The sequence below is a fragment of the Nocardia sp. CDC153 genome, assembly GCF_035818515.1.
Classification (GTDB): Bacteria; Actinomycetota; Actinomycetes; order Mycobacteriales; family Mycobacteriaceae; genus Nocardia.
The window spans coordinates 1,795,804-1,815,128 of the sequence record NZ_JAYKYU010000001.1 but is presented as its reverse complement, the minus strand read 5'-3'; the positions used below and the strand labels follow the sequence as shown (position 1 = coordinate 1,815,128).

At 67.5% G+C, this 19,325-nt stretch carries 17 protein-coding genes and 1 rRNA gene; 9 read left to right on the top strand and 9 right to left on the bottom strand.

The window, feature by feature from the left end; translation table 11 throughout:
• A 16S ribosomal RNA gene (locus VMT65_RS08365) occupies positions 1-120 on the bottom strand; the annotation flags it as partial.
• Between the two features lie 623 nt (positions 121-743).
• On the opposite strand from VMT65_RS08365, the gene VMT65_RS08360 reads away from it, so the two are divergent.
• On the top strand, positions 744-2,171 hold the full coding sequence (locus tag VMT65_RS08360) for a sugar porter family MFS transporter (RefSeq protein ID WP_326307379.1): 1,428 nt from the start codon (positions 744-746) through the stop codon (positions 2,169-2,171).
• Positions 2,172-2,174: 3 nt separating this feature from the next.
• On the opposite strand, the gene tuf is transcribed toward VMT65_RS08360, so the two are convergent.
• Together tuf and VMT65_RS08350 are read right to left on the bottom strand one after the other, a co-directional pair.
• Positions 2,175-3,371, bottom strand: a complete 1,197-nt coding sequence (gene tuf / locus VMT65_RS08355; protein WP_326307378.1) for an elongation factor Tu — start codon at positions 3,369-3,371, stop codon at positions 2,175-2,177.
• Positions 3,372-3,550: 179 nt separating this feature from the next.
• On the bottom strand, positions 3,551-3,784 hold the full coding sequence (locus VMT65_RS08350; protein WP_326307377.1) for a hypothetical protein: 234 nt from the start codon (positions 3,782-3,784) through the stop codon (positions 3,551-3,553).
• Positions 3,785-3,888: 104 nt separating this feature from the next.
• Between VMT65_RS08350 and VMT65_RS08345 the strand changes: the two genes are divergently transcribed.
• The gene (locus tag VMT65_RS08345; protein WP_326307376.1) at positions 3,889-5,394 is read left to right on the top strand and encodes a leucyl aminopeptidase; all 1,506 of its coding nucleotides are present in this window, start codon (positions 3,889-3,891) and stop codon (positions 5,392-5,394) included.
• A 257-nt stretch (positions 5,395-5,651) separates the two neighbouring features.
• On the opposite strand, the gene VMT65_RS08340 is transcribed toward VMT65_RS08345, so the two are convergent.
• The gene (locus VMT65_RS08340) at positions 5,652-6,008 is read right to left on the bottom strand and encodes an oxidoreductase (RefSeq protein WP_326307375.1); all 357 of its coding nucleotides are present in this window, start codon (positions 6,006-6,008) and stop codon (positions 5,652-5,654) included.
• A 681-nt stretch (positions 6,009-6,689) separates the two neighbouring features.
• Here VMT65_RS08340 and sucB point away from each other — a divergent pair.
• The 7 genes from sucB (at position 6,690) to VMT65_RS08305 (ending at position 15,126) form a co-directional block, all read left to right on the top strand.
• Entirely contained in the window at positions 6,690-8,432 is a 1,743-nt protein-coding gene (sucB, locus tag VMT65_RS08335; RefSeq protein ID WP_326307374.1) for a 2-oxoglutarate dehydrogenase, E2 component, dihydrolipoamide succinyltransferase, read from the top strand.
• Positions 8,433-8,456: 24 nt separating this feature from the next.
• Positions 8,457-9,356 (top strand): TIGR01777 family oxidoreductase, encoded by a 900-nt coding sequence (locus tag VMT65_RS08330; RefSeq protein ID WP_326307373.1) that lies wholly within the window; start codon positions 8,457-8,459, stop codon positions 9,354-9,356.
• 118 nt (positions 9,357-9,474) lie between these two features.
• A complete protein-coding gene (locus VMT65_RS08325; protein WP_442790204.1) occupies positions 9,475-9,987 on the top strand; it encodes a GNAT family N-acetyltransferase in 513 nt (170 codons plus the stop codon).
• Positions 9,981-10,802, top strand: coding sequence for a lipoyl(octanoyl) transferase LipB (lipB, locus tag VMT65_RS08320; protein WP_442790203.1), 822 nt, complete (start codon positions 9,981-9,983; stop codon positions 10,800-10,802). Before VMT65_RS08325 ends, lipB begins: the two co-directional genes overlap by 7 nt.
• Before the next feature lie 22 nt (positions 10,803-10,824).
• Positions 10,825-11,865: a lipoyl synthase gene (gene lipA, locus VMT65_RS08315; protein ID WP_326307370.1), complete on the top strand. Its 1,041-nt coding sequence runs from the start codon at positions 10,825-10,827 to the stop codon at positions 11,863-11,865.
• A 238-nt stretch (positions 11,866-12,103) separates the two neighbouring features.
• Positions 12,104-14,299: an elongation factor G-like protein EF-G2 gene (locus VMT65_RS08310; protein WP_326307369.1), complete on the top strand. Its 2,196-nt coding sequence runs from the start codon at positions 12,104-12,106 to the stop codon at positions 14,297-14,299.
• An 83-nt stretch (positions 14,300-14,382) separates the two neighbouring features.
• Positions 14,383-15,126 (top strand): DUF4191 domain-containing protein, encoded by a 744-nt coding sequence (locus VMT65_RS08305; RefSeq protein ID WP_326307368.1) that lies wholly within the window; start codon positions 14,383-14,385, stop codon positions 15,124-15,126.
• An 83-nt stretch (positions 15,127-15,209) separates the two neighbouring features.
• Here the strand turns inward: VMT65_RS08305 and VMT65_RS08300 are convergent, their stop codons facing one another.
• The 5 genes from VMT65_RS08300 to VMT65_RS08280 all read right to left on the bottom strand — a co-directional run bounded on the left by VMT65_RS08300 (position 15,210) and on the right by VMT65_RS08280 (position 18,733).
• A complete protein-coding gene (locus tag VMT65_RS08300; protein WP_326307367.1) occupies positions 15,210-15,509 on the bottom strand; it encodes a DUF6510 family protein in 300 nt (99 codons plus the stop codon).
• Positions 15,510-15,511: 2 nt separating this feature from the next.
• Positions 15,512-16,300, bottom strand: coding sequence for a ferredoxin reductase (locus tag VMT65_RS08295; RefSeq protein ID WP_326307366.1), 789 nt, complete (start codon positions 16,298-16,300; stop codon positions 15,512-15,514).
• The gene (locus VMT65_RS08290; protein WP_326307365.1) at positions 16,300-16,899 is read right to left on the bottom strand and encodes a sulfite oxidase-like oxidoreductase; all 600 of its coding nucleotides are present in this window, start codon (positions 16,897-16,899) and stop codon (positions 16,300-16,302) included. Before VMT65_RS08290 ends, VMT65_RS08295 begins: the two co-directional genes overlap by 1 nt.
• 101 nt (positions 16,900-17,000) lie before the next feature.
• Positions 17,001-17,915 (bottom strand): alpha/beta hydrolase, encoded by a 915-nt coding sequence (locus tag VMT65_RS08285; RefSeq protein WP_326307364.1) that lies wholly within the window; start codon positions 17,913-17,915, stop codon positions 17,001-17,003.
• A 287-nt stretch (positions 17,916-18,202) separates the two neighbouring features.
• The gene (locus VMT65_RS08280) at positions 18,203-18,733 is read right to left on the bottom strand and encodes an RDD family protein (RefSeq protein ID WP_326307363.1); all 531 of its coding nucleotides are present in this window, start codon (positions 18,731-18,733) and stop codon (positions 18,203-18,205) included.
• Positions 18,734-19,325: the final 592 nt, after the last annotated feature.

The following is a 19,325-nucleotide window of genomic DNA, read 5'->3' as shown; positions in this document are numbered from 1 at the left end:
CACCCACGTGTTACTCACCCGTTCGCCGCTCGTGTACCCCGAAGGGCCTTACCGCTCGACTTGCATGTGTTAAGCACGCCGCCAGCGTTCGTCCTGAGCCAGGATCAAACTCTCCGTTGAAGACTCTCAATCCCATCTCCGAAGAGATGCAATCGGAAGAATTAACCAGAGTCCGAAAACCTTGGCAAGAAAACGCCAGCTCGGAAATTAAGCTGACTAAAAATGTCCAACCACCCTCACGGGGGGAGAATGATTGGAACCAAATAAAATATTTGGCACTGACATTCATCGACACACTATTGAGTTCTCAAAGAACACACGCACACACCAACGCCCGGGCACTAGTCCCGCTTGTCGGTGAGGCTGCTTGTTTCTTGCTGGTGAAGCTTAGCTCAGTCCTCGCAGCGGAACCAAATCCGCTGTTCGGGCGAACCAACCTGATCATCAGGCGCTCCTCGTCCAACCTCGTTTCCCAGGCCCTTGGGGCTCCGGGTCGGTGTCCGTGTCGCTCTGACCTGGAATAAGTTACGGGTTGCGGTGAACCAAAGTCAAATCGCCTCTCTACCTGCACTTTTGCGCGCATGAAGCGAAGCGGAGTGGTTACCACCGGAGCGGGGGTCCAGCCCCCCGGACAAGAGACCGCGCGGTACCGGCGTTGCCTGCCCGTTGACAAGCACTCCGGCGGCAACAATGGTCGAAATGCGGGTCGAAAAGGGAATACGGGGCGAGACGAAGGAGTCTTCGTGAGTTCATCGGTAGGAGCGCGAACACCCGGCGATCAGCGGGAAGGGGCGGACGCACTCGTCTACGTCGTGTTCATTACCGCCGCGGCCGCGATGGGCGGATTCCTGTTCGGGTACGACAGCTCGGTCATCAATGGCGCGGTCGAGGCGATCCGGGATCGGTACGACATCGGGTCGGCGACGCTCGCGCAGGTTGTCGCCATCGCATTGATCGGGTGTGCGGTCGGAGCCGCGATCGCGGGGCGGATCGCGGACCGGATCGGACGCATTTGGGTCATGCGAATCGCGGCGGCGCTGTTCACCTGTAGTGCCATCGGATCCGCGCTGCCGTTCGCGCTGTGGGATCTGGCCATGTGGCGCGTGATCGGTGGCATCGGCATCGGCATGGCCTCGGTGATCGGGCCCGCCTACATCGCGGAGGTGTCGCCGCCCGCGTATCGCGGTCGGCTGGCGTCGTTCCAGCAGGCTGCCATCGTGGTCGGCATCGCCACCTCGCAGCTGGTGAACTTCGCGATCCTGAAGATGGCGGGCAGCGAGCAGCGCGGGAAGATCGGCGGACTCGAGGCCTGGCAGTGGATGCTCGGCGTCATGGTGGTCCCCGCGGCGCTGTACTTCCTGTTCTCCTTCACCATTCCGGAGTCGCCGCGCTACCTCATCTCCGTCGGCAAGGTCGACAAGGCCAAGGAGGTGCTCTCCGAGGTCGAGGGCAGCAGCAGCAATCTCGACCAACGCGTGGCCGAGATCAAGCTGGCCATGCACACCGAGACCCGATCCACCTTCAAGGATCTGCTCGGCGGCAAACTCGGCTTCCTACCCATCGTGTGGATCGGCATCGGACTGTCGGTGTTCCAGCAGCTGGTCGGCATCAATGTCGTCTTCTACTACTCCGCCACCCTGTGGCAGTCGGTCGGCATCGACCCGTCGAGCTCGTTCTTCTACTCCTTCACGACCTCGATCATCAATATCGTCGGCACCGTGATCGCCATGGTGCTGGTCGACCGCATCGGCCGGAAGCCGTTGGCGCTCATCGGATCCGCGGGCATGGCGATCTCACTGGCCCTGGAGGCGTGGGCGTTCTCGTACAAGACCGGCTCCGGCGACAACGTCAGCCTGCCTCACGCGCAGGGCATCGTGGCGCTGGTCTCCGCGCACACCTTCGTGCTGTTCTTCGCCCTCTCCTGGGGCGTCGTCGTCTGGGTCCTGCTCGGCGAGATGTTCCCCAACCGGCTGCGCGCCGCCGCCCTCGGTGTGGCCGCCTCCGCGCAGTGGATCGCCAACTGGGTCATCACCGCCAGCTTCCCCAGCCTGGCCGACTGGAACCTGTCGGGTACCTACGTCATCTACACCGCCTTCGCCGTGCTCTCGATCCCGTTCGTGCTCAAGTGGGTTCCCGAGACCAAGGGCAAGGCCCTCGAAGAGATGGGCTGAGCCCTATTTGATGATCTTGGTGATCTGACCCGCGCCCACGGTCCGCCCGCCCTCGCGAATCGCGAACTTGAGGCCGAGCTCCATGGCGATGGGTTGGATCAGCACCACTTCCATCGACACGTTGTCACCGGGGAGGACCATCTCGACCTCCTTCGGGAGCGTCACCACCCCGGTGACATCGGTTGTGCGGAAGTAGAACTGGGGCCGGTAGTTGTTGAAGAACGGCGTGTGACGGCCGCCCTCCTCCTTCGACAGGATGTAGGCCTGACCCTCGAACTGGGTGTGCGGGGTGACCGAACCCGGCTTGATGACGCACTGGCCGCGCTCCACATCCTCGCGCTTGATGCCGCGCAGCAGCAGGCCCACGTTCTCCCCGGCCTGGCCCTCGTCCAACAGCTTCCGGAACATCTCGATGCCGGTGACGGTGGTCTTGGTGGTCTTCGGGCGAATACCGACGATCTCGACCTCGGCATTCACCTTCAGCACGCCGCGCTCGATGCGCCCGGTGACGACGGTGCCGCGCCCGGTGATGGTGAAGACGTCCTCGATGGGCATGAGGAACGGTTTCTCCACCTCGCGGGTGGGGGTGTCGATCCAGTCGTCGACCGCGGCCAGCAGCTCGGTGATGGTCTCGCCCCACTCACCGGTCGGATTCTCCAGCGCCTGGAACGCCGAGACCCGCACGATCGGCGTGTTGTCCCCGTCGAACTCGTACTCGTTGAGCAGATCGCTCACCTCGAGCTCGACCAGCTCCAGGATCTCCTCGTCCTCGACCATGTCGCATTTGTTCAGTGCCACAACCATTTTCGGCACCCCGACCTGCCGCGCCAGGATCACGTGCTCCTTGGTTTGCGGCATCGGCCCGTCGGTGGCGGCGACCACCAGGATCGCGCCGTCCATCTGCGCCGCGCCGGTGATCATGTTCTTGATGTAGTCCGCGTGCCCCGGACAGTCGACATGCGCGTAATGCCGCTTCTCCGTTTGATATTCGACATGCGCGATGGAGATCGTGATGCCGCGCTGACGCTCCTCGGGGGCCTTGTCGATGGCCTCGAACGGGGTGAAGGGGTTCAGGTCCGGATGTTTCTCGTGCAGGACCCGCGTGATCGCCGCCGTGAGTGTGGTTTTGCCGTGATCGATGTGGCCGATGGTGCCCACGTTGACATGCGGCTTCGTCCGCTGAAACTTCGCCTTCGCCACTGGAGACCTCCTGTGCGCCGTGCGATTGCGGGCACCGGAGGGTAGGGACACCGCGAAGTCATGCCCGACGGCGGTGTCGGACTCCAGGGTATTTCCGCGCGGACCGGGAAAGGTCGGGAAACGGGTGAAACACCCGTAGAGGACGGTTGACGAATTCGGCTCGGGCCATTGGTTTTCCATCAGTTCGCGCCGGGCTCGCCCGCGGGCGGCACGGGGGTGTAGGGCTCGGCCGAATTGCCCTGATCCTGCGGAATGCAGATCCACAAGCCCGCCGGGGAGTGACCCCAGTGGGCGACGATGCCGTCATGGGAACAGTCGTCGCCCGCGACGGCGAGCGCGGCAATCGCGATATTCCGCGCCTTCTTGCCGCCACCGCCGGACAGATTCTCGTGCTCGGTGCCTGGTGACCCCATTGCCACTGCCTTTCGTACCGGATGGTTCGGAAAAGCTCTGCCTCGCTCGAGCTACCCCGCGCCCAACCGGCTCGGCCCGGACGCGAGCAGTAACGTGGGCACCTATGACAGCTGTTGCAGATCGTTCGCTCGGGCCGGAACTAGTGCGTACCGAGGGCATCGGGGAGGCCGATGTTCTCGTGATTGGACTCACCACGTCGGACGACGGGCCGGTTATCGCGCCCGCCGATGCGTTCGAGGACGTACTGGACCCAGACACGCGGGCGGCGTTGCAGACGGCGCTGCGCGCGGTCGGGGCCAAGGGCAAGGCCGAGGAGATCACCCGGGTTCCGGCTCCGGCCGGTCTGGGTGTGGATTTCGTGCTGGCGGTCGGGCTGGGTGCGGCCGACAAGATCGACGCCGAGCAGGTGCGCAAGTCGGCCGGTGCGGCCGGGCGGGCGCTGACCGGGGTCGCGACCGCGGTCACCACGCTGTCCGGACTGGATCTGGGTGCCGCGGCCGAGGGGTTCTACCTGGGCGCGTACCAGTTCACCGCGTTCAAGTCGGCCAAGTCCGCGCCCAAGCCGGAGGATCAGCCGGTCAAGCGGGTCGAATTGCTGGTCGCCGAACCGGGATTCGGGGAAGAGGAGCTGTTCCGGGCGCAGGCGATCGCCGAAGCCGTCGCCACCGCACGGGATTTCGTGAACACCCCGCCCAATGATCTGTTCCCCGCCGAATTCGCCAATCGCGCGGCCGAATTGGCCAAGGCCGCCGGACTGCAGGTGGAGATCCTCGACGAGAAGGAACTCGAAACCCAGGGCTACGGCGGCATTCTCGGCGTCGGCAAGGGTTCCTCGCGGCCGCCGCGGCTGATCCGCATCACCTACGCCGGCGGCGACCCGAAGGTGGCGCTCATCGGCAAGGGCATCACCTTCGACACCGGCGGCATCTCCATCAAGCCCGCGCAGTCGATGGAGAACATGACCTCCGATATGGGCGGCGCGGCGGCGGTCATCGCCACCACCCTGCTCGCGGCGCGACTGAGCCTGCCGCTCACCGTGATCGCCACCGTGCCCATGGCCGAGAACATGCCCTCGGCCACCGCGCAGCGGCCCGGTGACGTGCTCACCCAGTACGGCGGCACCACCGTCGAGGTCATCAACACCGACGCCGAGGGCCGCCTGATCCTGGCCGACGCGATCGTGCGCGCGGGCGAGGACGAGCCCGACTACCTCATCGACGTCGCGACCCTCACCGGCGCGCAGATGGTGGCGCTGGGCACCCGCACCCCGGGCGTCATGGGCACCGACGCCTTCCGCGACCGAGTCGCCCGCATCTCCCAGGAGATCGGCGAGAACGCCTGGGCCATGCCGCTTCCCGCGGAACTGCGCGCCGACATCAACTCCAAGATCGCCGACCTGGCGAATGTCGCGCCGCACCGGTGGGGCGGAATGCTCTCGGCCGGACTGTTCCTGAAGGAGTTCGTGCCCGAGTCGGTCCAGTGGGCCCACCTCGACGTCGCCGGACCGGCCTACAACACCGGCAGCCCGTTCGGCTACATCGGCAAGGGCGGCACCGGCGTCCCGGTCCGCACCCTGATCAGCACCCTCGAGGACATCGCCGCCGAGTAATCCCCACGAAAAAGCCCGCCCCCGAGTCGATCCGGGGGCGGGCTTTCGTTCAGCCCATGCGCCGAGCGGCACCAGCGAGGCGTTTTCAGACAAGCCCCCTCGCTGGTGTGTCACTCAGCGCATTAGCAGTGTTCGGCGCGGCGTTCGCGGATCCGGTGGCGGGCGGCTGTCGTCGAGGCTGGAATTGGCCGGACGCCCACCCCGCTCGTAGCGGTAGTGGGCGTCCGTGGGTAAAAGGTCTGGTTGCCGAGCCGGGGTCAGGGGCGGGTGTCGTCGCTCAGTTGCCATTCGGCGGCGCGGCGTTCGAGGATGCGGCGGCGGGATTCGTAGTCGCGCATGCGTTGGGGGTAGCCGACTCGGCGGGCGTCGTAGACGGGGATGTTGAGGGCGGCGGAGAGGCGTTGGGCGCCGCGTTCGCCGACTGCGCGGCGGGTCCATTCGCCGTCGTGGGCGACCAGCATGACGGAGACGTCGGACACCGTGGTGCGGGGTTCGACGAAAGCCTCGACGCCGTAATGGTTTCGCGTCCACGCGGTCAGATGCGCCATCGCCTCGGGGTCGATGTCACCGCGACGGGCCGTCCCGCCGCGCCCGAACAGATCCAGGAAAGCCATCCCGAAACCTCCTCTCCGAAGCGGACTACGCACCGCCGGATACTTCGATACTGCCCAGCTCACACCCCCTCCGCCACCCCGCCACCCAACTCCTAAGCACCCCCACAGAATCCCTTCAGCCCCACCTCAGCCCACTGGCCGACCCGCCCACGCGCCCCCCGGGTCCGGCCGCCCCTGCCGAACTCATCGAGTGGCACATCCTGGAGGCGATTCCGGACAAATTCCCTCCAGGATGTGCCACTCGGCGAATCGGTGGCGCGGCTTCGCGAGCGCCCGGACGGCATATGGCGGTCGAGGAGGGGCGGGGGTTGTTCGGGCGGGGCTGGCTAGTTGGCGGCTATCGGGTGGAGGTGGGGGCTGGTTCCCGCGCATTGGCACCCCAACGGCCCGCGAGGGGCGGAAACGTGATACGTGTCATGGGATCCCGTCAATCCTGGCCCATGCCAGGGACATTCCAGGCTCGCGTCGGGGATGGCGACACGGGGAGGTCGACGCAACGGCCGCCCTGTGACACGCCGCACCCGGCGGAGTGCAAGGATGGTGGCTGGAACAAGAACCAATACGGATCTCCGGTGCCATCGAGCGTTCGGTGGCCGTCGGGACGACATCGCGACCCGCGGTGCCATGCCCGCTGAGAGACGAACTGTTTAACCCGACGAGCAGTCAGAGGAGTCAACGGACATGACCTTCTCCGTCCAGATGCCAGCTCTTGGTGAGAGCGTCACCGAGGGCACTGTGACCAGGTGGCTGAAGAAGGAAGGAGACACGGTCGAGGTCGACGAGCCGCTGCTCGAGGTCTCCACCGACAAGGTCGACACCGAGATCCCGTCCCCGGCCGCAGGCGTTCTCGTGAAGATCGTCGCCCAGGAGGACGACGTGATCGAGGTCGGTGGCGAGCTCGGCGTGATCGGTGATGCCGGATCCGCTCCGGCCCCGGCCTCCGCCCCCGCACCCGAAGCCGCCCCCGCGCCCGCCCCGGCTCCCGCGCAGGAATCCGCCCCGGCCCCGCAGCCGGTTGCCGCCGCTCCGGCCCCGGCGCCCGCCGCGCCCGCTCCGGCCGCTGCCGCCTCCGGAACCCCGGTCAAGATGCCGGAACTCGGTGAGTCCGTCACCGAGGGCACGGTCACCCGCTGGCTCAAGCAGGTCGGCGATCAGGTCGCGGTGGACGAGCCGCTGCTGGAGGTCTCCACCGACAAGGTCGACACCGAGATCCCGTCGCCGGTCGCGGGCACGCTGCTCGAGATCTCCGCGAACGAGGACGATGTGGTCGCCGTCGGCGGTCAGCTGGGTGTGATCGGCAGCGGTTCGCCCGCGGCCGCACCGGCTCCCGCGCCTGCCCCGGCCCCCGAACCTGCCCCGGCTCCCGCGCCGGCTCCGGCCGCCGCGGCTCCCGCGCCCGCCCCGGCCCCCGCTCCGGCTCCGGCCCCCAAGCCCGCCGTGATCCCGGCCGCGGCCACCCCGGCCGAGGAGCCCTCCTCCAACGGCGGTCCCTACGTGACCCCGCTGGTGCGAAAGCTGGCCGCGGAGAACAACGTCGACCTCGCCTCGATCACCGGTTCCGGTGTCGGCGGCCGCATCCGCAAGCAGGACGTGCTCGCCGCCGCGGAGGCCAAGAAGGCTCCGGCCCCGGCCGCCGCGCCCGCGCCCGCCGCCGCTGCCAAGGCCGCCCCGGCCGCCGCCGCGTCGCGTCCGTCGCTGTCGCATCTGCCCGGCACGGTCCAGAAGGCCAGCCGCATCCGGCAGATCACCGCGACCAAGACCCTCGAGTCGCTGCAGACCACCGCGCAGCTGACCCAGGTGCACGAGGTCGACATGACCAAGATCGCGTCCCTGCGCAACCGCGCCAAGGCCGCGTTCAAGCAGCGCGAGGGCGTGAACCTGACGTTCCTGCCGTTCTACGCCAAGGCCGTCATCGAGGCGCTGGCCGTGCACCCGAACATCAACGCCTCCTACAACTCCGAGACCAAGGAGATCACCTACCACTCGGTGGTGAACCTGGGTATCGCGGTCGACACCGAGCAGGGTCTGCTCTCGCCGGTCATCCACAATGCCAACGACCTGTCGCTGGCCGGACTGGCCCGGGCCATCGCCGATATCGCCAACCGGGCGCGCAATGGCGGCCTGAAGCCGGACGAGCTGGCCAACGGCACCTTCACCATCACCAATATCGGCTCGAACGGCGCGCTGTTCGACACCCCGATCCTGGTGCCGCCGCAGGCCGCCGAGCTGGGCACCGGCGCGATCGTCAAGCGCCCCATGGTGATCAGCGACGACGGCAACGAGTTCATCGGCATCCGTTCGATGGCCTACCTGCCGCTCACCTACGATCACCGCCTCATCGACGGCGCGGACGCGGGTCGCTTCCTGACCACCGTCAAGCACCGGCTCGAGGAAGCGGCCTTCGAAGGCGACCTCGGCCTGTAAGGCGGATGCGGTGGGACTGATCGGATGAAGGTCGTGGTCGCCGGGTCCTCCGGTCTGATCGGGACGGCGCTCGTCGCGGCACTGCGCCGCGACGGGCACCAGGTCACTCGCCTGGTGCGCCGTCCCGTCCACGCTCGCGACGAATTCACCTGGGACCCGGCCCGATCGCATCTGGACGAACGCGCGCTGCGCGATACCGACGCCGTGGTGAACCTGTGCGGCGCCGGTATCGGGCGGCGGCGCTGGAACGGCAGTTACAAGCAGGAACTGCGCGACAGCCGCATCGTGCCGACCGATGTGCTGGCCGCCGCGGTCGCCGCGGCGGGCGTGCCGACGCTGATCAATGCCAGCGGCGTGCACTACTACGGCGGGGACAACGGGGACCGAGTCGTCACCGAAACCTCGCCTCCCGGAAAGGGATTCCTGGCCGGGCTGTGCGCGGACTGGGAGGCGGCCACCGAACAGGCCAGTGACGCGGGCGTGCGCACGGTGCTGTTGCGCTCGGCCGTGGTGTTGGCGCGGCACGGCGGCATGCTCGGGATGCTCTACCCGCTGTATTTTCTCGGGCTCGGCGGGCGATTGGGCAGCGGGCGGCAGTACGTGCCGTGGATTTCCCTCGATGACGAAGTGGGTGCGATCAGTTATGCGCTCACCCACGAAAACCTTTCCGGCCCAGTGAATATGGTGGGTCCCGCGCCGGTCACCAATGCCGAGTTCACCCGTGCCCTGGGCCGGGTCATGCACCGGCCTACTCCCCTGATGGTTCCGGCCTTCGCGCTCAAGGCGGTCGTCGGTGAGTTCGCCGACGAGGCAATCCTGCACGGCCCCAGGGCGATTCCCACCGCGTTGGAAGCGGCTGGATATCAATTCCAGCACCCGACGATCGGGGCGGCATTGACGGCGACGCTCGGTCGTACGGACTAGATTCCGGCCAAGAGCACGCCGGAATGACGAGGGCGAGCGGCATACGTCACAGCGGGCGCGGTGCGCGTCACAGCGGCCCCGTCGCTACCGTATGGAAGTGACCAATCAATCGTCCGAGCTGCTGGTCCGGGATGCGCGCGAGAGCGATCTACCGGAGATCCTGGTGATCCACAACAACGCCATCGCCGAGACCACCGCCATCTGGGATACCGAGCTCGCCGATCTGGACGAGCGCAAGGCGTGGTTCGCGAGCCGGACCGGGGCCGGGCATCCGGTGCTGGTGGCCGAGATCGACGGCAAGGTCGCCGGGTACGCCAGCTACGGGCAGTTCCGGCCCAAGTCCGGCTACCGCTTCTCGGTCGAGAATTCGGTCTACGTGTCAGATATATTCCAGCGCCGCGGAGTCGCCACGGCCCTGATGAACGCGCTGCTGGAGCGGGCGCGCCGGGGTGGGGTGCACGCCATGATCGCCGCGATCGAGTCGAGTAACCGCACGTCGATCGCCCTGCACGAGAAATTCGGTTTCACGATCGTCGGACAGCTGCCGGAAGTCGGCCTCAAATTCGGCCGCTGGCTGGACCTGACGCTCATGCAACTGACCTTCGCCGAAGGGGTAACGTCGCAATCGTGAGTGAGAGCAGTACGGCCACCGCACCGTTACCCAGTGCGGTATCCGCCCGCTTCGACGGCACACCCCTCGTCGTCGAGAATCTGGGCCTCATCGATTACCAGCAAGCCTGGGATCTGCAGCGGAAAATCGCCGACGAGCGCGCCGACAATATCGGTCAGGACCGGCTGCTCCTGCTGGAACACCCCTTCGTCTTCACCGCGGGCCGCCGCACCGAGCCGCAGGATCTGCCGGTCGACGGCAGCCCGGTGATCGAGGTGGATCGCGGCGGCAAGATCACCTGGCACGGGCCGGGGCAACTCGTCGGCTATCCGATCGTGCGGCTCGTCGAACCCGTCGACGTGGTGGCTTACGTGCGCCGGCTCGAGGAAGCGCTCATCGATGTGTGCGGCCAGCTGGGGCTGGAAGCCGGTCGCGTGGAAGGCCGTTCGGGCGTGTGGGTTCCCGAGTCGGGCGTGCTGCCCGAGCGCAAGGTCGCGGCCATCGGCGTGCGTGTTCAGCGCGGAGTCACCCTGCACGGGATCTCGCTGAATTGCAATGCCAGCCTGGACGGGTTCAACGCCATCGTGCCGTGCGGGATTCGCGACGCCGGTGTCACCACGCTGAGCCGTGAGCTCGGCCGCGAAGTCACCGTGGACGAGGTGCGGCCGCTGGTGGCCGACGCCATCGCGCGCGCCCTCGACGGCGAGCTGAAGGTGACCCCGCACGTCGTGGCCCGCTGCGCCAAAGCCTCGGCCGAATGCCCCGAGCCGATTCCCGCGTCAACAACCGATCAGTTCCCGGCGGTGCCCGCAGCCGTGCCCGCCGAGGCGCAATGATCACGAGCGTAGGGTGGACCAAGTGACCTCCGTCGATACCCCGACACCGAACAATCCGGCCGCACCCAACGGCCGCAAGCTGCTGCGCATCGAGGCCCGCAATGCCGAGACCCCGATCGAGCGCAAGCCCTCCTGGATCCGCACCCGCGCGACCATGGGCCCCGAGTACACCGAACTCAAGGGCCTGGTGAAACGCGAAGGGCTGCACACGGTCTGCGAGGAAGCCGGGTGTCCGAACATCTTCGAATGCTGGGAAGACCGCGAGGCCACCTTCCTCATCGGCGGCGAGCAGTGCACGCGCCGCTGCGACTTCTGCCAGATCGACACCGGCAAGCCCGCCGCCCTCGACCGCGACGAGCCGCGCCGCGTGGCCGAGTCGGTGCAGGCCATGGGGCTGCGCTATTCGACCGTCACCGGTGTCGCCCGCGATGACCTCGAGGACGGCGGCGCGTGGCTGTACGCGGAGACCGTGCGCGCCATCAAGCGGCTCAACCCGCACACCGGCGTCGAGCTGTTGATCCCGGACTTCAACGCCGTGCCCGAGCAGCTGGCCGAGGTGTTCGATTCGCGGCCCGAGGTTTTGGCCCACAATCTGGAGACGGTGCCGCGCATCTTCAAGCGCATCCGTCCCGCGTTCCGCTACGAGCGCTCGCTGGCGGTCATCACCGCGGCCCGCGAGGCCGGGCTGGTCACCAAGTCCAATCTGATTCTGGGCATGGGCGAGACCCCCGAGGAAGTCACCCAGGCGCTGCGCGATCTGCACGAGGCCGGGACCGACATCATCACCATCACCCAGTACCTGCGGCCCTCCCCGCGTCACCACCCGGTCGACCGGTGGGTGAAGCCGGAGGAGTTCGTCGCGCACTCCAAGGCGGCCGAGGAGATGGGCTTCGCCGGGGTGATGGCGGGTCCGCTGGTGCGCTCGTCCTACCGCGCGGGCCGGCTCTACGCGCAGGCCATGCGCCACCACGGGCGGGAGATCTCGCCGGAGATGGCGCACCTTGCCGACGAGGGCAGCGCGGCCCAGGAGGCCACCAGCGTGTTGGCCCGTTTCGGTTCGTAGCCAATCGAATTCGCCACGCGCCGCATTCCATTCGGAGTGCGGCGCGCGGTCGTTTTTCTGTGCTTGGGGTCGTATTACTGTGCTTTCACTCGCCTATCCGCGCTCGATGGCATGCGAATGAATGGCGCGCGACCGGTATCGAAACGCCCGTAGACGGGTTATCGCGCGAATCGTGGACGTGATCGCCTCGCTGGTGGGAAGCTCGAAGGACCGCACAATTCGACCCCCGGAGTGAGCCATGGTCGAGCGAACGACGACGTCGCAAGGTGTCAACGGCAGGGTAGTCGTGGCCGAAAGGCCGGACGACATACGGAATGTGGTGCTGGTGGGGCACAGCGGGTCGGGGAAGACCACGCTGGTCGAGGCCCTGGCCGTGGCCGCCGGTGCGGTGCCGCGATGTGGGCGCGTGGAGGACGGCACCTCGGTCTCCGACTACGACGATATCGAGCAGCGACAGCACCGGTCGGTGCAACTGTCGGTGGTGCCGATGGGATGGGACCACATCAAGGTCAATCTCCTCGACACCCCCGGATACGCCGATTTCGTCGGGGAACTCAGGGCCGGTCTGCGAGCAGCGGACGCGGCCCTTTTCGTACTCTCGGCCGCCGCCGGCGTCGAAGGCGTGAGCGGGCCGACCCTCGCATTGTGGGAGGAATGCGCGAGCGTCGGCATGCCGCGCGCCATTGTGCTCACCCATTTGGATACGGCGCGGGCGGATTTCGACGATATGAACGACACCTGCCGCGAGATTCTCGGCGGCGGGCGGTCGGAAAGCATGCTGCCGCTGCATCTTCCGGTGTACGGGGAGAAGGGGGCGGACGGGCACCGGCCGGTGATCGGGCTCATCGATCTGCTCACCCAGCACGTTTACGACTACGCGACCGGCGAACGCACGGAAACGCCTGCCTCCGAGGAACAGCGGGAGCAGATGGAGGAGGCGCGCAATCGGCTCATCGAGGGGATCATCGCCGAGAGCGAGGACGAGACGCTGATGGAGCGGTACATCAGCGGCGAGGAGATCGACCTCTCGACGCTGGTGCGCGATCTCGAAAAGGCCGTGGCGCGTGGGAGTTTCCATCCGGTGCTGATCGCCGCGCCGCCGCCGGAAGGGGCGCGCCAAGGGTTGGGGACCGTGGAGATCCTGGATCTGATCACACGCGGATTCCCCACGCCCGCAGAGCATCCCGTGTCGGCGACCGGTTCGGGCGGGAAGGCGTCCGCGCTGGCCTGCGATCCGGGCGCGCCGCTGGCCGCGGAGGTGATTCGCACCGCCTCCGATCCGTATGTGGGGCGAATGTCGTTGGTGCGGGTGTTCTCCGGGACGCTGCACGCCGATGACACCGTGCACGTGTGCGGGCACGGGCCCAGCGAGACCGACACCCATGATGCGGACGAACGGGTCGGCGGGGTGTCGGCGCCGTTCGGCAAGCAGCAGCGGCCGCTGCCGCAGGCGATCGCCGGGGACATCGTGTGCGTGACCAAACTGACGCGGGCCGAGACCGGGGATACCTTGTCCGCCAAGGATTGTCCGCTCATTATCGAGCCCTGGTCGATGCCGGATCCGCTGCTGCCGGTGGCGATCAAGGCGCACAGCAAGGCCGATGAGGACAAGCTGTCGCAGGGTTTGTCGCGGCTGGTGGCCGAGGATCCGACGGTGCGGCTGGAGCAGAATCCCGACACCCATCAGCTGGTGCTGTGGTGTCTGGGCGAAGCGCATCGCGAGGTGGCGTTGGAGCGGCTGCGGTCCCGGTTCGGGGTGCAGGTGGACGTGATCGACCACAAGGTGGCGCTGCGCGAGACCTTCGCCAACTCGGCGACCGGCAAGGGTCGGCATGTGAAACAGTCCGGCGGGCACGGGCAGTACGCCATCTGCGAGATCGAGGTCGCGCCGCTGCCCGAGGGGTCCGGCATCGAATTCGTCGACAAGGTAGTGGGCGGAGTCGTTCCGCGCCAATTCATTCCCTCGGTCGAGAAGGGCGTGCGCGCCCAAGCACTCAAGGGCGTCGCCGCCGGGTACCCCCTCGTGGATGTGCGGGTGACCCTCTTCGACGGCAAGGCCCACTCGGTCGACTCCTCCGACGCCGCCTTCCAAATGGCCGGAGCCCTCGCCCTGCGCGAAGCCGCCGGATCCGCCCGCATCAGCCTCCTCGAGCCGATCTCCGAAGTCCGAGTGATCGTCTCCGACGACTACGTGGGCCCCGTCCTCGGCGATCTCTCCAGCCGCCGCGGCCGCGTCCTCGGCACCGAACCGGCGGGCCTGGGCCGCACCACCATCCGAGCCGAAGTCCCCGAACTGGAACTCTCCCGCTACGCCGTAGACCTGCGCTCCCTCGCCCACGGCGCGGCCACCTTCACCCGCGCCTACGTCCGCCACGAACCCATGCCCGCGCAAATAGCCAGCACGATCCAGGAGAAAGCCAAGACCGGCAGCTGACCCGACCGCCTCGGCGAGCAACCGCTCACCCCGCTGGTGATCCCGTCGCGAACCGGGCGTACCCGGCCATTAAGCTGGACGGCATGGCAGCAGGCAAGGGCGGTAATCCGTCGAAGGAAGCGAAGGCCGCGGCGAAGGCGGCGCGCAAGCAGGCGTCGAAGGAGCGTCGCCAACAGCTTTGGCAGGCGTTCCAGATGCAGCGCAAGGAAGACAAACTCCTGCTGCCGCTGATGATCGGCGCCTTCGTCGGCGTGACCGTGGTGTTCCTGGTGATCGGGTTCATCTTCGGCATGCAGTGGTTCCTGCTGCCGATCGGTCTGCTGCTCGGTGCGCTGGCCGCGTTCATCATCTTCGGTCGCCGCGTGCAGAAGAACGTCTACGCCAAGGCCGAGGGGCAGGCCGGTGCGGCCGCCTGGGTGCTCGACAATCTCCAGGGCAAGTGGCGGGTCACCCCGGGTGTCGCCGCCACCACCCAGCTCGACGCCGTGCACCGCGTGGTCGGCCTGCCGGGTGTGATCCTGGTCGCCGAGGGCTCGCCCCAGCGCGTGAAGTCGCTACTCGCCCAGGAGAAGAAGAAGGTCTCCCGCCTGGTCGGCGACACCCCGATCTACGACATCGTGATCGGCAACGACAAGGACCAGGTCGCCATCAAGGACCTGCAGCGCTATCTCACCAAGCTCCCCCGCAATATCGACGCCAAGCGCATGGACCTCATCGAGGGCCGCCTCTCGGCCCTCGCCACCCGCGGCGGCCCGGCGCTCCCGAAGGGCCCGCTGCCCTCCGGCGCGAAAATGCGTGGCGTCCAGCGCAGCATCCGCCGCCGCTGACTCCAGCTCCCCCAAGGCCCGCGTCTCCCGACGCGGGCCTTTGTCGTCGAGGGGCACACCGGCGAGGGCGAATTGGAAAATGGTCAGGGGTCGAGGTGAAAGTGGAGGGTGGTTTCGGCGACGACCGTCAAGTGGGTGCCGGTGGGGGTGGTGGTCAGCTGGAGCATGACGGCCGCGCAGTGAGCGCAGCGGATCACCGTGCCGGGGCCGTCCATGTAGACCAGCGCTCGGGCCAGGGGCTCGGTGGAATGGCAAGCACCGCAGCGGCATTCGTGGACCGTCGGGTCGCCGGAGAAGATCTCCGAGAGCAGACCGGCGAGGGCGTTGCCGTCGACGTAGCGGTCGTCCGAGCCCGCGGTGGCGTAGGTGTACGGGATCGTCATGGTTACCTTCCCGTCGGCCCGAAGCGTTCGGTGCGAATCATGGCCGGGTCGTGGCCCGCGGAAACCAAAGCGTCGGCGGCGAATTCGACGAAGGCCGTCGGGCCGCAGACATAGCAGGTCACCGCCGGTGACGGCGGAAGCGCGAGGCGACCGATCTCGGCGCGGGTGAGACGGCCGGGCGGTCTGGGGTCGTCGGCGGGCGCGGTGCGGGTGTAGGCGAGGAAGACTTCGATATCGTCGTCGGCCCCGCCGCCCGCGCCGAGGTAACAGACCTGCCCCACAGGGTCTTCGGGCGGGGCGAGCGCGGCGCGGCGGAGTTCGGCGAGTTCATCGGCGAAGAGCAGATCGGCGGGGGTGCGCACGGAATACAGCAGCCGGAACGGGCTCGGGTCGGCCGATTTTCGCCGAGCGCGCAGCATGGCAGCGAGGGGCACGATGCCGGAGCCGCCCGCGACGAGCACCGCCGCTCCCCCGGACTCCGGGTTCCATACGAACCAGCCGCCGACGGGTCCCCGGACCTCGATGAACGCGCCGACCGGGAGCGTGTCGACCAGATACGACGACACCTCCCCGTCTTCGACGCGCTGGACGGTGATTTCGATGTGGTCGCCGTCGGCGGGCGCGGCGAGGGAGTAGCTGCGTTCGGCGTGGTAGCCGTCGGGTGCGGTGAGGCGGACGTCGATGTGTTGGCCGGGCCGGTGGCCGGGCCAGGCGGGGACGCGCAGGATCAGGGTGCGCGCCGAGGGCGATTCGGCGCGGGTGGCGAGGAGTTCGGCGGGCTGCCAGCGCATCAGTCGTCCTGGTAGCGCTGTTCGCGCCAGGGGTCGCCGTAGCTGTGATAGCCCGCGGCCTCCCAGAAGCCGGGCTCGTCGAGGTCGAGGAGCTGGATTCCCTTGACCCACTTGGCCGATTTCCAGAAGTACAGGTGCGGCACCAGCAGCCGCGCGGGGCCGCCGTGTTCGGGGTGCAGATCCTGGCCGTCGTAGGTGTGGACGATCCAGGCCTGGCCGTCGGTGAGATCTTCGAGCGGGAGGTTGGTGGTGTAGCCGCCGTAGCTGGAGATCAACGCGTATTCGGCCTGGGTTTCGACGTTTTCGAGGAGGCTGTCGAGGGAGATGCCCTGCCAGTCGGTGTCGAGTTTGGACCAGCGGGTGACGCAGTGGATGTCGACGTGCGGGCGCTCCTGCGGGAGCGACAGGAGTTGCGGCCAGCTCCAACTCCATTGGCGGCCGGTCTCATTGGTGATGGTGAACTGCCAGCGGTCGAGATCCACCCGCGGGGTCGGTCCCGCCGACAGCACCGGGAAGTCCTCGACGAGATACTGCCCCGGCGGTAATCGATCGCTCTTGGGACGCGGGCGTCCCTGGAATCCGGGCGAGAAGCCGGTCATCGGACCACTCCCTTCGCTGCGACAGCCCCGAACGCACTGGTGGTCAGCCTACGCGGTGCTACCGCGACGAACCGGGCCTTTCGGGCGCGGGTTCCGCAGGGTCAGCCGACGTGGCGGGAGAGGAAGCGGACTACGTCGGGGGTGACGGTGCTCCAGTATTCGTCGGTGTGCGCGCCGGGCGTGATCAGGCCGACCTCCGGTTTGGCGGCCGCGATGAACTTGCGGCAGCCCTCGATGAACCGGTCGCGATCCCCGCACCACAGGCCGATCGGGGCCGGGCCGAGCTTGTCGAGATTGCGCAGCGGGTCGAGCGCGGCCCACTGGTCGGCATCGAGGAAGGCCTTGCGCTTGGCCATTTCGGTCCACGAGGTGAGCAGCCCCGGCGACATGGTGGCCACCGCGTTCACCGGACGACCCTGTTCGAAGCGGCGGCGCGCGTACACGAACGCGCCGAACCCGCCCATCGAGGTGCCGGCGACCGCGAACGGCATCCCGCCGGGCGCGCCCAGGCGACGCTGGGCCAGCCAGCCGGGAACCTCATTGAGCAGCATGGACATCGGATCGTCGCCGGTGCCGTGGTCGTGCCAGTAGTTGTCGCCGCCGTCGAGGGCGACGAAGCCGAAGGCCGGGGACAGTCGCGACGCCACGGCGGCGGCGAGGATCCCGGAGATATTGCCGACGGCCGCGGTGCGGGCAGTGCCGTGCAGACCGTGCAGCAGCAGCGACATCGGCAGGTTCTCGGTGGGCACGCCCGGCGGCAGGATGGTGACCAGATCCACCTCGCGCCCGCGGGCCTGCGAGTACACGCGTTCGGTGCGGATGACGGGGTTGATGCCGACCGCGGCCGGGCGAATCTGGTCCACGTTCGGGCTGCGCTTCGTATCCTCGGCGTCGACCGCCGCGTTCACGCCCGCGGCAACCGCGGCGCCCGTCGCCGCCAGACCGATCAGCCCCGTGGTCGCGAACAGGGACCGCCGGCTGAATCTCCGAGCGGCCGCCCTGTAGTCCTCGACCATCGATCCTCCATCAGCACTGACATAGCTACCTGCCGTGGAACCGACCTAGCGGTGTGTCACGGCAAATCGCCGCCACCATACCGATCGAAAGCAAACTGCGGTGAACTTTCGGCAACGTCTCACCACACAGTTCACCAACAGCATCGCAGGTAACGGGCGAAATGCGCGCCAACTCGGCGCAAGCGCATGTATTCGAATCGTCGCGCGCGAAAATTCGTGACATGGCCGTGCGGTTCCGGCGGCGCGAAACCATGGTCACATCGCCGTCGTGAGGATTTCGTGAGGCGTCAGCGGCTGTAGACGAGCCCGGTGCCGGTGGCCCGGTCGTGCATGCCGCGGCCGTCGGAATCGGTGAACAGCGCGGGGATGACGAACACGAGAATGAGCTGGCGCACCAGCGCGCGAACGAAGCCGACCGGTGCGTCGGCGTCCACGCGACTCACCCGCAGCTTCAGGAAGTACTGCCCCGGCGTGAAGCCGAACAGCGTGACCGCCGCGATGCCCAGCACGAACCAGACCAGCAGCGTCGGCGTGGACAGCGCCTGCGTGATCACCTCGAAGTGCGAGGGCGGCTGCTGCCCTTTGGGAATCGTCATCTTCGAAATGATGTGCTCGGCATTGGGCCGCACGATGATCGCGGCCAATCCCATCGCGATGAACCAGTCGACAAGTAGCGCGACCACCCGCCGCGTGAACGGAGCCAACGCCCCGGGCCCGGATTGCGGCAGCCCGAGCTCCTTGCCCTGGTACTCACCGGGCGGGTTGTCTCCGGATTCGGCGTTCGGTCCGGACAGCCATGAGCCGGTGATACGTGCCATGCACCCCAGCTTATGCGCCGCCCACGGGCAGGTTTCGCAGCCCTGCCACAGCGGGTGCGGGGACGTGTGCGTGTATAGGCCGGCGGGTGTTTCGCCGCAGTCGGTCGACGAACCGACTGCGGCTTCGAACACGAGCGACAATGGCACTGCGATAACGGCGAATTCGCGCAGACCCCGACCCCGAAAGCAGTTGTGCTGCCATGGTTCGAGGGCCGGGACCACAAGCGAATAGCGTGATCGCACCTGTCGCACAGCAACTTCGGTCAACGCCCGAGAAATGCCGCGGCCGATCGGGAACAACTCGCGGTATTCGCGGGCTGCGGATGGCCTCGCACCGGCAATGGGAAGCTCGTGGAAACCGGAACGCTTCGAATTCTCGGGGACGAGACCCGGTTAGAGATCATAGTCGGCTGTGGCCGGGCGCACTAGCCGTCCAGGCATCGCGGGAACCGGCGCGAGGACGACACCATATATAGGTGCGACCCAGTGCCCAGCCCTCTTGGCAACCCGCCCGCATTCGATTAGCTGGACGTATGCCCGGCGGTGAGGATTGTCACCACGACCGGCCGCCGCTCGGCAAGCCCCCTAACTT